A 12,256-nucleotide genomic window follows, 5' to 3' on the forward strand; every position below is an offset into this window, starting at 1 on the left:
CATGTTGGACATCGAAGTGATTGAGGACCCGGCCGCCGCGGAGGCATCCCTGGACCCGATCCGCACCCGGATCCTGCGGGAACTGGCCGAGCCCGGTTCCGCCACACAGCTCGCCGCGAAGGTTGGCCTGCCGCGGCAGAAGGTGAACTACCACCTGAAGGCCCTCGAACGGCACGGACTGGTCGAGCTCGTCGAGGAGCGGCGGCGCGGCAACGTCACCGAGCGCATCCTGCGCGCGACGGCGGCGTCGTACCTGATTTCGCCAGCGGCGCTGGCGTCCGTAGCCCCGGACCCGCACCGGTTTTCGGACCGTTTCTCCGCGTTCTGGCTGCTGGCCCTGGCGGCCCGCATGGTCCAGGAGCTGGGCCAGCTGATCGCCGGCGCGGCCGCGGCGAAACAAAAACTCGCCACCTTCGCGATCGACGGCGAGATCACCTTCCGGTCCGCGGCCGACAGGGCAGCCTTCGCCGAGGAACTCGGCGTCGCCGTGACCCGGCTGGTGGACAAGTACCACGACGGCGGCGGCGCAGTCCCGTCCGGCAGCCCGGCTGCACCGCAGACCCGGGCGGCGGGGCGCAGGCACCGGCTCGTCGTCGCCCTTCACCCGGCCCTGAAGACACCATCCAAATCCCTAAAATCCAAGGAGCAGGACCATGACTGACAAACGCGAATTCGAGATCGTCTATGACACCGAACTGCCCGGCACCCCCGAACAGGTGTGGGAGGCGGTCACCAAGGACACCCCGGCCTGGATGTTCCCGACGGACCAGTGGCCGGCCGTGAAGACCGTGGAGGAGCGCCCCTCGCATCTGGTCTCCCGGATGGAGGGCCCGGACGGCTGGTTCAACCAGCTCGAGCACGTCCTCGAACCGCTCGACGGCGGCCGGGCGCGGCTGCACTATGTCCACAGCGGCATTTTCACGGACGACTGGGACGGGCAGTACGACGGCGCCAGCAAGCACACCGCCTTCTACCTCCACACCCTGGGCCAGTACCTGGCGCACTTCAACGGCCGGCCCGTGGTCTTCACCGATGTCCAGGCACCGGCCGCGTCGCAGGCCCCTGACGGCTTCGACCGGCTCAAGCAGGCCCTCGGCGTGGCCGGCTCGGCGCAGGGGGACGCGGTGGACCTGGACGTCGACGGCGTCGGGCGGCTGTCCGCCGAAGTGGATTTCGCCAACGAGAACTTCCTCGGGCTGCGGACCGCGGACACTCTGTACCGCTTCTTCGGGCGCAACTCCTTCGGCGCCCCGGTCGGCATGACCGTCCACGACTTCAGCGGCCGCGGGGATACGGGGGCGACGGCGAAAGCCTGGGCCGGGTTCCTCGAGAAGGTCTACGCCTAGGCCCGCGCTGCCCCGCTGCGCCGTTGCCCCGCTGCGCCGCTTCGACGGTTCCGTGCCCGTTCGATGTGTTCGCGCGTCGAGTGGGCACGGAACCGTCGAAACGGGCCCGGGGGAGGCAGAGCGCGGAGACCGGCCGGGGAGGTCAGGCGATGGCCGCGGCAGGCGGCGCGGGGAGGTTCCGGCGCAGCTGGGGGGAGCGCTCCAGCCGGCCCTGGGCCGCGCGCAGTGCCAGCACCGCGGACTCCAGCTTCTCCGGCGGCAGGGTGAACGGCAGGCGCAGGTAGTGCTCGAAGGCGCCCCCGACGCCGAACCTGGGTCCCGCGGCGAGCCGGATCCCGAATTCCGGGGCGAGCACCGCGAGTGCGGTGCTGACCGGCGCCGGCAGCCGGCACCAGACGGACAGGCCGCCGTCGGGGCGTTCCGGCTCCCAATCCGGAAGGTGCCCGCGGATCAGGTCCAGCAGGACCTCCCGGTTCCCGCGCAGCGCCGCGAGCCGGGCGCGCAGCGGTTCGGCGAGGTCGCTAACCAAGTGCGCGGCGGCGAGCTGCTCCACCACCGGGCCGCCGAGGTCAAGGGTGGTGCGGGCGGCGGCGAAGCGCCGGATCAGGGGCTCACTGGCTCGGATCCAGCCGGTACGCAGCCCGGCCCAGTGGGATTTGCTGAGGGACCCGAGGGACACCACCGCCGGGCTGAACGCGGCCATGGGGGTGGAGCGGAGGCCGTCCAGGTTCAGCTCGCGGAGCGTCTCGTCGGCCACCAGCACGGTGCCCGACGCCGCGGCCGCCGCCACGAGGCGACGCCGCTGGGCATCGGGCATCAGCCGGCCGGTGGGGTTGTGGAAGTCCGGCACCACATAGGCCACTGCCGGCCGCTGCTGCAGCAGGGCCGACTCCATCGCCTCCAGATCCCAGCCGGCGTCCCCGGCCGCCGGGCCAGCGGGCACGGCGGAACCTGCGGGGGCGCCGGCCCGGGCCGCCGCAGGCATGGCCACCGCCACCGTGCGGCAGCCCGCTGCCCGGATTGCGTCGAGGGCGTTCGGGTAGCTCGGATTTTCCACGAGCACCTTTTCGGAACGGCCGGCGAGGGTCCGGAGCACGATGTTCAGGGCGTGCTGCGCCCCGGACGTGACAAGGATCTGCCCGGCCGTGGTGGGTACCCCGGCCGCCGTGTAGTGGGCCGCGATTGCCTCCCGAAGCGGCCCCACGCCGAGCGCGTCGTAGCCGAAACCCGGCAGCAGGGCGGGCAGTTCCGTCAGCGCAGCGGCAAAGGCGCGGTGCACCACCTCGCCGCTCGCGGGCAGCGAAGCGTAGGCCAGGTCCACGATCCCGTCCGGAACCGCCAGGCCAGGGGCGCCACTGAGCCGCAGGCCGCCGTCGTTCACTCCGGCGTGGACCGGACTGTTGCCGGGGATGCAGCTGCGGCTCCGGCTGCCCTGGCCGGTGCTGAGGAAGCCCTGCTCGCGCAACAGGGCATAGGCGGCGGTCACCGTGGTGCGGCTGATGCCGAGGGCCGCGGCCAGCGCCCGCTCGCTGGGCAGGGCGACGTCGAGCGCGACGCGGCCGTCCAGGATGAGCAGGCGCACGACGTCGGCCAGCTCGCGGTACGCGGGGGAGGCGCCGACGTTCCATCCGCCCAGCAGTCGGATCAGCGAACTCGGATTCAGGGAACCGGACATAGGGCCAGTATTTCAAACTGGCTATGGATTGCAAGGCCAGTTGTCCGGGAGGATGGTGGTCATGATGACGCGCAGACTCCTCCAGCTCCTGATCGGCCTTGCCTCTTACGGCGTATCACTGGCCATGGTCATCCGGGCGAGCCTGGGGACGGCGCCGTGGGACGTCTTCCATCAGGGACTGGCGGGACGGACCGGGCTGAGCCTGGGCACGGTGGTGATCATTGTCAGCTTCCTGGTGCTGCTGCTCTGGATTCCGCTCCGCCAGTGGCCGGGGGTCGGGACCGTCTGCAACGCCGTGCTCGTGGGGGTATTCGCCGACGTCGGGCTGGCGCTGATCCCGAAGTTCTCGCACCTGGGCGGCCAGGCCGGACTGCTGGTCGGGGCCGTGCTGCTCAACGGCGTGGCCTCGGCCATGTACATCGGTGCGCGCCTCGGGCCGGGGGCGCGGGACGGTCTGATGACCGGGCTCGCCCGCCGGACCGGGTGGCCGGTGCGCGGCGCGCGGACCGGCATTGAGGTGGTGGTGCTGGGAGCGGGCTGGCTGCTGGGCGGCTCGGTGGGCGTGGGCACCGTGCTCTACGCCTTGGCGATCGGCCCCCTGGTGCAGCTGCTGCTGCCGCGGTTTACCGTGCCGGAACCCAAGTCGGCCGGTGAGGCCCGGGCCGAAGCGGAGGCCGCCGTGGCCGGGGCATCCACACCGGCGTCGTAGGGTCAGCCCCGGAATTACACCGCCCGGCGTCAATCCGGCGAGGCGCCCGGCAGTGGCTGGCAGGTCGGGCAGTAGTAGATGTCGCGCTCCTCTGCCCCGGTGTCCTTGGCGAGGACCCCGCGGCGGATGGGGGTGCGGCACTTGAGGCAGGGCTGGTGCTCGCGCCGGTACACCCAGTACCCGGGCCGTCCGGCCGTCCGGCCCACCGGCACGCCGCGCGCATTCAGCACCGTGACACGGCGGCCGGGGCCCAGGTTGGCCGTGAGCAGGACCTTCGCGTCGGTGATCATCGCCGCCAGGTCCGGCACCGCGGAGACCGGCGTCGCAGGGTGCACCCCGGAGAGGAAGCACGCCTCGCAGCGGTAGATGTTGCCGATGCCGGCCAGGTTGCGCTGGTCCAGGAGGGCGACGCCGATCGGCACCTCGGGCGCCGCGAGCAGGCGACGCTCGGCTTCGGCCATGTCCCAGTCCGGGCCTAGCAGATCCGGCCCGAGATGGCCCACGACGGCGGCCTCTTCGGCGGTCGGAATGACCTCCAGTAGCCCGAGCGAGAACCCGACGGCGTCCGCCGACGCCGTCCGCAGCACGCAGCGGGCGGTGAAGCCCGGCTTGCGCCAGCGCCCGCCGGAGGGATAAATCTGCCAGGTTCCCTCCATCTTCAGATGCGAGTGGATGGTGAGCCGGTCCTTGGGCGCCGGGCCGGCCACGCGCATCAGCAGGTGCTTGCCGCGCGGGACCACCTCCTCCACGGTCCAGCCGCCCAGCTTGAGGGTGGCGAAACGGGGCACCCGGAAGTCGGAGCCGAGCAGCTCCTTGCCCGCCAGCGCGGCGTGCAGCTGCGCGGCGGCACGGAAGACGGAGTCGCCCTCAGGCACGGATCCTCAGTCCCTTCGGGGTGGAGTAGGCGCCGGCCTGGGCGAGTGCGGCGGCGACGGGTGTGTCCAGGATGCCATGGCCGTTAACCTTTTCCATGATCAGCTTGTCGATGGCGCCGCGCGTCACCACGCCGACGAGGGCGGCCCCGGCGGCGGCCAGGGTGTCGGCGTCGGCGCTGAACGCCAGCAGGGTCTTGCCGCCGCGTTCCACATACAGGACCAGCGCGCCATCGACCAGCACCACGAGGGCGCCGGCCTTCCGGCCGGGGCGGTGGCCGGTGCCCGCTTCCACGTCGAGGGCCGGCCAGGGCAGCGCCGCGCCGTAGGGGTTCGCCGGGTCGGTGGCGGCGAGGGCCAGGGCGACCGGCTCGGCCTTGTGCACTTGGGCGTCCTCGACGTAGGAGCGCAGCCGGTCCACCGTGGCCGGCACCGCGAACTGGGCGGCGCCGAGGTGTTCGATGAAGTAGCCGCGGCGGCAGCGTCCGGCCTCCTCGAGCCGGGCCAGCACCTTGTACATCAGGCCGAAGCCGCCCAGGATGTTCTCCGCCATTACCGAACCCCGGGTCACCACGCCGTACCGGTCCAGCAGGAGTTCCGCGGTGGCGCGGGCATGGATGGTGGCGTCGAGCTCGGGGGCGGGCAGCGCGGACCAGCGTCCGGCGGCCAGCGGCGGCGTGGCGGCGGCGCCGGCGGAGGAGCCGTAACGGCCGCCGGTGAGGCCGGGCGAGCCGAGCAGTCCGGTCCCGTGGGCGCGGCCCAGCCGGCTGAGCCGGGGCGCGCGGGCGCGCGGCGCGCGGCCGACCTGCCGGTGCGCGGTGTGGCCGCCGGCGATGAGGGCCCGGACCGGGGCGAAGGTGTCGCCGGTGATCCGGCCGGCCCAAGCCAGGTCCCAGAGCGCGGACATGACGTCCTGGTCGCTGAGGACCGTGTCCATCCCGCCGGCGATGTCGGTCAGCTGCCGGAAGAAGTAGCCGCCGCCGTTGTCCCGCAGGTGGTCCAGGAGCCGCTGCTGGGCGTCGCCGGGCACAAAGTCCAGGGCCGGGTTCAGCGTCAGTTCGGCGGAATCGGCCAGGTGCAGGCTGACCCAGCCGTCATTGCCGGGCAGCGAGCCGGCCCCGGACCAGAGGACCTCGCCGGCGGCCATAAGCTCGTCCAGCATGGCCGGCTGGTAGTTGGAGACGCGGCTGGCCAGGACCAGCGGTTCCCAGGCGGAGGCCGGTATCGGCACGCCGGAGAGCTGGTCAATGGCGGTGATGATGCCGTCCAGACCTCGCAGCGCCGACTGGCCCCGGCCGCCGGGCGTCCGCACGTGTTGCCAGGCGGGCAGGAACCGCCCGTACGCGGCGTTGTCTACGGGTTCGACCTCGGCCCGCAGCGCGGCGAGTGAACGACGCCGGAGCTTGCGGAGCACCTCGGCGTCGCACCATTCGCTGGCGCTTGCCGAAGGCAGAACGACGGGAAGAACAGTCGGCGGTGACGCCGCCGGGGCGGCTGCCGGGTCCACACGTTCCGCGGCCTCCGCCGTTTCCGGCGGCGCGGCATGCGGCCGGAACTCACCTTCGACTACGCGCCCGTCCGCGGCCAGCCGTTTCAGTGCCGTGCCGACGACGGCGACGCCGAGTCCCAGCCGGGCGGCCGCCTCAGCGGCGGTGAAGGGCCCGTGAGTGCGGGCGTAGCGTGAGACCAGGTCACCCAGCGGGTCCGCGACGGGTTCGATGAATGCGAGCGGCACACCCATCGGCAGCGGGACACCCAGGGCGTCGCGCAGCCTCGCGGCGTCCTCCACCGCGGCGAAGCGTTCCACGCCGCCGATGTTGACCTTGATCGCGCGGTTGGCCCGCAGCAGCGCGGCCAGATGGGCTGCGGCGTCGGCGGCTTCGGCACCGGGTACCGCGGGTTCGGCCACCGCGGCCTCCGGTTCGGACCCTGCGTCCGGTTCGGGCCCGGCGTCCGGGTCGGGCGCTCCGGTCGCCGCTGCCTCACCCTCCGCGTCCCCTTCCGCCTGCAGCCGGGCGGCGACTTCCTCGGGGGTGAGCGGGCCTAGCAGCCGGAGCAGGTCGGCCACGCCCTCCAGCCCGCGCATCCTCCGGTCCGGGGCGAGGCGCTGCAGTTCCAGTTCGGTGGCCTCGATGACCTTCGCGTCGAGCAGTTCGCGCAGCTCCACCCGGCCCAGCAGTTCATTGAGCAGTGTCGAATCCAGGGCGAGTGCGGCGGCACGGCGCTCGGCCAGCGGTGAATCGCCCTCGTACAGGAACTGCGCCACGTAGCCAAAGAGCAGGGACTTGGCGAACGGCGAGGGCTGTTGAGTGGTGGTCTGCAGGATCCGCAGTTCGCGCCGCTCGATCGAGGCCGCAATGTCCTTCAGGGCCGGAAGGTCATAGACGTCCTGCAGGCACTCGCGCACGGTCTCGAGCACAATCGGGAAGGTCGGGTACTTCCGGGCGACGTCCAGTAGCTGGGCCGAGCGCTGGCGTTGCTGCCAGAGCGGCTGGCGCTTGCCGGGGGTCTGCCGAGGCAGCAGCAGGGCCCGGGCCGCGCACTCGCGGAAACGGGAGGCAAACAGCGCGCTGCCGCCGACCTCGGCGGTGACAATCTGTTCAAGTTCCTCGGGCTCGAAGAGGAACAGCTCGGCGCCGGGCGGTTCGTCCTCCATCATCGGTACGCGCAGCACGATCCCGTCGTCGGCGGCCATGGCGGAGCCGTCCATGCCGTAGCGCTGCTGCAGCCGCTGGCCGACGGCGAGGGCCCAGGGGGCGTGCACCGGCATGCCGAAGGGGCTGTGGAGCACCACCCGCCAGTCGCCGAGTTCGTCGTGGAACCGCTCCACCACCAGGGTCGTGTCGCTCGGGACCACCTCGGTAGCGAGTTTCTGCTCGGCGAGGTACTGGATCAGGTTGTTGGCGGCGAAGTCGTCCAGGCCGGTGGCCTTGCAGCGCTCGGTGGCCGGGCCGACGTCGGACGCGCAGAGTTCGCGCATGAACGCGCCGAGGGCCCGGCCCAGGTCCACCGGCCGGCCGAGCGAGTCACCCCGCCAGAACGGCAACTTGCCGGGCTGGCCGAAGGCGGGGGAGACCAGGACGCGGTCGTGCGTGATGTCCTCGATTTTCCAGCTGGTGGCGCCGAGGGCGAAGATGTCCCCGACCCGGGATTCGTAGACCATCTCCTCGTCGAGCTCGCCCACCCGGCGGCCGCCCTTGGCCGTGGACGCCTGGCTGGCGGGCTTCCCGTCCGCGGAGCCGCCGGCGGAACCGGTGCCCTCCACCTCGGTACCGATGATGTACACCCCGAACATGCCGCGGTCCGGGATGGTGCCGCCGGAGGTCACGGCCAGCCGCTGCGAGCCCGGGCGGCCCTCGATGGTGCCGGCATTGCGGTCCCAAACGATCCTGGGCCGCAGTTCGGCGAATTCGTCCGAGGGGTAGCGTCCGGCGAGCAGGTCAAGGGTCGCCTCGAAAGCGGAGCGCGGGAGCGAGGCGAAAGGGGCGGAGCGGCGGACGGTGGCGAACCATTCCTCGACGTCGATCGAGCCGAGGGCGGTCGCGGCGACGGTTTGCTGGGCGAGGATGTCCAGCGGGTTGGCCGGGATGTAGAGCCGCTCGATCTTGCCGTCCAGCATGCGCTCCACGGTGATGGCGGTGTGGACCAGGTCCGCCCGGTGCTTGGGGAAGAGTACGCCCTGGGAGACTTCGCCGACCTGGTGGCCGGCGCGGCCCACCCGCTGCAGCCCGCTGGCCACCGAGGGCGGCGACTCGACCTGCACCACGAGGTCCACGGCGCCCATGTCGATGCCGAGTTCCAGCGAGGAGGTGGCCACGACGCAGCGCAGCCGGCCGGATTTCAGGTCATCCTCGATCATGGCCCGCTGGTCCTTGGACACGGATCCATGGTGGGCCCGGGCCAGGACCGGGTCCGCGCCCGCGGTGCTGCCGGCCTGGGCCATCATGTGTGCCGGCGTCGCGGTCGACGTGGGCGTGACATCGATGAAGTCGGGAGCCGCGCCTCCGGCCTCGTCCCAGCCGTCGCCGGTGGCCAGCAGCTGGCGTTCGGCGTAAATTTCGTTGAGCCGGGCGGTGAGCCGTTCGGCCAGCCGGCGCGAGTTCGCGAACACGATCGTGGACTGGTTGGCCAGCACCAGGTCCACGATCTTTTCCTCGACGTGCGGCCAGATGGAGGCGTGCGGCTGAAGACCGGAGGCCGGCCCGGAGTCGAAAGCCCCCGCGGCGCCCTGGAGGTCGGACATGTCCTCGACCGGCACGGAAACGGTCAGGTCCAGGGTCTTCTTCGACGGCGGTGCCACGATTTCCACCGGGGCGGAGCCCGCGAGGAACTGCGCTACGAGTTCCTTGGGCTCGACCGTAGCGGAGAGGCCGATCCGCTGGGCGGGCTTGGGGAGCAGGGCATCGAGACGTTCCAGCGAGACGGCCAGGTGCGCGCCGCGCTTGGTGCCGGCGACGGCGTGGACCTCGTCCACGATGATGGTGTCCACCTCGTCCAGGGTCTCCCGCGCCTTCGAGGTGAGCATCAGGAAGAGGGATTCGGGCGTGGTGATGAGGATGTCCGGCGGGTGGCTCAGCAGGGAGCGGCGGTCCGCCGCCGTCGTGTCCCCGGAACGGACGCCCACGGTGATCAGCGGCGCGGGCAGGTCGAGGCGCTTGGCGGTCTGGGTGATGCCGATCAGCGGTGCGCGGAGGTTGCGTTCGACGTCGACGCCGAGGGCCTTGAGCGGGGAGATGTACAGTACCCGGGTTTTCCGCTTCGGTGCCTTCCGCCGGACGGCCTTCGCGGCAGCGGCGTCCAAGCCGGGCAGCTCCGGCGGTTCCCCGGGTGCGGAGACCAGGAGCCGGTCAAGAGCCCAGAGGAAGGCAGCGAGGGTCTTGCCGGAACCGGTCGGGGCCACCACGAGGGCATGTGCACCGGACGAAATGGCGTTCCAGGCGCCGTTCTGAGCCGGGGTGGGCGCGGAAAAGGCGCCCAGGAACCACTCCCGGGTCGGCCGGCTGAACCGGTCCATGGCAACGGCTGCGAGTGTGCCGCCGGCGAGTCCCTGCCCCTTCATTCCTCCATCATGCCTTAAGGCACCGACAGCATTTGGCGGTGCCTTAAGGCATGATGCGCGATCAGGCGGACGCTACTTCGCGGTGAAGGCCCCGATGGCCAGCAGGTTGATGCCCGCTTCGCTGCAGGCGTCCTTGGGCGCGGTGAGGAACAGCGACGCGGTGTCCTCCGGCGGGTAGACGCGGAATCCTGCGGCCGGCGTGCGGGTGCAGTCCTGGTAGTTGCCGGCCTGGGTGTAGCGCAGGGTGGCGCTGCCGGCCTTCCCCGGGGCGAGCAGCACGTCGGCTACGGGGGTGGAGTCGTCGCGTGTGGCCGCGGCACCGATCGGGCCGCCCTCGGCGTTCGCGGTGAGGGAGACCCCGGCGAAGCCTTTCAGCAGGCACGGTTCCGTACCGGAGTTGGTCAGGACCAGCTGCATGTAGACGCTTCCGGCCGCGCCGCCGCCCTTGTCATCGAGGCTGGCCGTGAGGTTGGCGGCCTTGCAAAGGGCAGGACCGGCCGCTGCGGCGGCCGAGGGGGAAGCGGCAGCCCCGCCGGACGCCTTCGGGGCCGGGCTGGCGGTAGGGGTCTGGCTGGACGGGGATGACGACGCCGGTGCAGGCATCGTGGCGCCCTGGGACTGGCTCTGGCCACAGCCGCTGAGCAGCATCGCCGCGGCGGCCGCCGCCGTCACCGAAGTAATTACCAGTTTGTGTTTCATCTGCTGAGGCCTCATGGCTCAACTTTTATGGTGCGCGGACGGCAGAGTCAACGACGCCACGACAGAGGGCGCGGATTGACGCCCGGATTGTGATTTCCGGGCGCCAACCCAGGCCCCGTGTCGGTGCAGGTTACTTTGGTGCCGGGCTACTCGGGACGGGCCGGGGCGGCAGGGACCCGCGCGGGCGCGGGCCTGCGGCTCCGGGCCAGCGCGAGCCCGCCCAAGCCGAGGCCGCCGACGCCGGCGAGCAGTCCCGCCCAGCTGCGCAGCTGGCCGCCGTCGTCGGTTACCGCGGTGGCCTGGGCCGCTCCGGCGGCGGAGTCCGCGTGCCCGGCACCGTGGCCGTCCGTTGCGGCACCGTGCCCGCCGGCTGCCGGGGCGCCGGCCGTCACGGTCAGCGACGGCGCCGGGGACTTCAAGGCGTGGGCGTCCTGGCCCTCGACCGGAACCTGCGACCAGTCGACCTGCCCGGTTTCGCAGCTCTGCAGGGTCGGGAAGTACAGCGTCTTCCCGGCCGCCTCCGGGAGCTTGACCGAGAGCACCAACGAGTCGCGGAGCTCCGGGCTCAAGGGCACCTTGGCGGTGTAGACGATCTGGCTGGTCCGCTTGGTGATGGCCGTGCCGTCGGCCAGCTTCTTGGGCTCGGCCAGCTGCTCCGTGACCTTGGCGGCGGTCCAGTTGGGGTTCACGTTGGGCTGCGCATCGTTGAGTTCGGGCGGCAGCGTGATGGTCACCCTGGTGGTGCCGGAGGTCTCGCAGCCATGCGGGATGGCGAAGGTCAGCAGGGCGGGGGAGCCTGAGGTGGTCTGGTCCGGGGAGACCCCGACGTGCGCCGAGGCGCCGCCGACGCCGGCGAGCATCAGGGCCGCGGTGCCACCGGCGACGGCGGCGCCGGACAGGGCGCGGCGGAGGGTGGAGGTGTGCGTGGTGGATTTGGGCTGGGTGGATTTGGGCATTGCAGTCGTCAAAACGGGTGCCTTTCAGGCGTGCGCGCGGCACTCGGGCGGCGCGCGGAAATGGGGGAGGCGCGGCGGGGCCCAGGTTCTTGGGCACGACCGGCCGCTGCCGGAAGGGAGGTTAGGAGAGGACGACGACGGCGGGCGGCCCGCGGCGGCAATCGCGCCGGAGGTTGCGCCAGGGAAGCGGCAGGGACTCCGCGGGCCACAGGGGCAGGGCGCGCAGGGCGACGGGACGCGGTGTTACCGGGGACGGGAGCTGGACCAGCGGCCGGAGCCACGCCGCGAGCTGCCACAATGCGTCCTCGCCGCGGGCCAGGAGCAGTGCGCAGACGAGCGTCGCGAGCGCGTGGCCGGCGAACATGGTGAGTGCGAGGGCCGAATCCAGGGCGTGGGACTGAAGAGGCCCGGCCGAAGGGACTAAAAGCGGGACCACGCCGTCGTGGTGCCCGGGGGCACCGAGGGGGCCGACGCCGGCTACAGGTGTGCTGAACGCCGCGAAGGCTTCGTGCAGCACCACCTGCCCGGCGCCCAGCAGGCTGGTCATGGCGGGAACGTTTAGTTTCAGCCGGGTGGCCGCGGTGGATGCCAGCCCGGTGAGGGCAAAGAACGCGGCCAGGATGGCGGGGGCGGGAAGCTGGCCGCCGCCGACGACGTGCGCAGCCGCGGCGAGGACCACAATCGTCGTGGCGACCATGGCTGCCCGGAGTGAATGGAAAGGCGTCCGGGCGTGGGACGTGCGCACGGAGTCCTCCTTCACGGCTCGACGGTGGCAGCGGTATGCCCCAATTCTACCGGCTGTCGAAAGATGCCCGGATGGCTAGGGCGGGTTGCGGTACGGAATCGGTCCTGCGCTACGCAAATGGATTCGCGCTGCGCAAACGGACCTGCGCTGCGGGGATCCGGAACTTGTCAACCTCCTTGAGACAGACCCGCTAGT

At 71.8% G+C, this 12,256-nt stretch carries 9 protein-coding genes; 3 read left to right on the forward strand and 6 right to left on the reverse strand.

Annotated elements, in window-relative coordinates:
- Nucleotide 1 precedes the first annotated feature (1 nt).
- The gene (locus ABLI39_RS11945; protein ID WP_349413645.1) at nt 2-661 is read left to right on the forward strand and encodes a helix-turn-helix domain-containing protein; all 660 of its coding nucleotides are present in this window, start codon (nt 2-4) and stop codon (nt 659-661) included.
- Complete coding sequence (locus ABLI39_RS11950; RefSeq protein ID WP_349413646.1) at nt 654-1,346, forward strand: SRPBCC domain-containing protein; 693 nt, start codon at nt 654-656, stop codon at nt 1,344-1,346. Before ABLI39_RS11945 ends, ABLI39_RS11950 begins: the two co-directional genes overlap by 8 nt.
- A 142-nt stretch (nt 1,347-1,488) precedes the next feature.
- On the opposite strand, the gene yczR is transcribed toward ABLI39_RS11950, so the two are convergent.
- A complete protein-coding gene (yczR, locus tag ABLI39_RS11955; protein ID WP_349413647.1) occupies nt 1,489-3,021 on the reverse strand; it encodes a MocR-like transcription factor YczR in 1,533 nt (510 codons plus the stop codon).
- A 61-nt stretch (nt 3,022-3,082) separates the two neighbouring features.
- Between yczR and yczE the strand changes: the two genes are divergently transcribed.
- The gene (gene yczE / locus ABLI39_RS11960; protein ID WP_349413648.1) at nt 3,083-3,730 is read left to right on the forward strand and encodes a membrane protein YczE; all 648 of its coding nucleotides are present in this window, start codon (nt 3,083-3,085) and stop codon (nt 3,728-3,730) included.
- Nucleotides 3,731-3,759: 29 nt separating this feature from the next.
- On the opposite strand, the gene ABLI39_RS11965 is transcribed toward yczE, so the two are convergent.
- The 5 genes from ABLI39_RS11965 to ABLI39_RS11985 form a co-directional block, all read right to left on the reverse strand.
- Nucleotides 3,760-4,605 carry a DNA-formamidopyrimidine glycosylase family protein gene (locus tag ABLI39_RS11965; protein WP_349413649.1) on the reverse strand — a complete coding sequence of 282 codons (846 nt, stop codon included), beginning with the start codon at nt 4,603-4,605 and terminating at the stop codon, nt 3,760-3,762.
- Entirely contained in the window at nt 4,598-9,661 is a 5,064-nt protein-coding gene (locus ABLI39_RS11970) for an Lhr family helicase (RefSeq protein WP_349413650.1), read from the reverse strand. Before ABLI39_RS11970 ends, ABLI39_RS11965 begins: the two co-directional genes overlap by 8 nt.
- 72 nt (nt 9,662-9,733) lie before the next feature.
- Nucleotides 9,734-10,375 (reverse strand): DUF4232 domain-containing protein, encoded by a 642-nt coding sequence (locus ABLI39_RS11975; protein WP_349413651.1) that lies wholly within the window; start codon nt 10,373-10,375, stop codon nt 9,734-9,736.
- 131 nt (nt 10,376-10,506) lie between these two features.
- Entirely contained in the window at nt 10,507-11,316 is an 810-nt protein-coding gene (locus ABLI39_RS11980; RefSeq protein ID WP_349413657.1) for a YcnI family copper-binding membrane protein, read from the reverse strand.
- Between the two features lie 121 nt (nt 11,317-11,437).
- Nucleotides 11,438-12,061 (reverse strand): hypothetical protein, encoded by a 624-nt coding sequence (locus ABLI39_RS11985; protein ID WP_349413652.1) that lies wholly within the window; start codon nt 12,059-12,061, stop codon nt 11,438-11,440.
- Nucleotides 12,062-12,256: the final 195 nt, after the last annotated feature.

The sequence above is a fragment of the Pseudarthrobacter sp. B907 genome (assembly GCF_040137805.1).
Taxonomy (GTDB): domain Bacteria; phylum Actinomycetota; class Actinomycetes; order Actinomycetales; family Micrococcaceae; genus Arthrobacter.

What these genes read in the sequence shown, in the direction of transcription:
- ABLI39_RS11970 (WP_349413650.1), bottom strand. Translation starts at nt 9,661, where the DNA reads ATGAAGGGGCAGGGACTCGCCGGCGGCACACTCGCAGCCGTTGCCATG.
- ABLI39_RS11975 (WP_349413651.1), bottom strand. Translation starts at nt 10,375, where the DNA reads ATGAGGCCTCAGCAGATGAAACACAAACTGGTAATTACTTCGGTGACG.
- ABLI39_RS11945 (WP_349413645.1), top strand. Translation starts at nt 2, where the DNA reads ATGTTGGACATCGAAGTGATTGAGGACCCGGCCGCCGCGGAGGCATCC.
- yczR (WP_349413647.1), bottom strand. Translation starts at nt 3,021, where the DNA reads ATGTCCGGTTCCCTGAATCCGAGTTCGCTGATCCGACTGCTGGGCGGA.
- ABLI39_RS11980 (WP_349413657.1), bottom strand. Translation starts at nt 11,316, where the DNA reads ATGCCCAAATCCACCCAGCCCAAATCCACCACGCACACCTCCACCCTC.
- yczE (WP_349413648.1), top strand. Translation starts at nt 3,083, where the DNA reads ATGATGACGCGCAGACTCCTCCAGCTCCTGATCGGCCTTGCCTCTTAC.
- ABLI39_RS11950 (WP_349413646.1), top strand. Translation starts at nt 654, where the DNA reads ATGACTGACAAACGCGAATTCGAGATCGTCTATGACACCGAACTGCCC.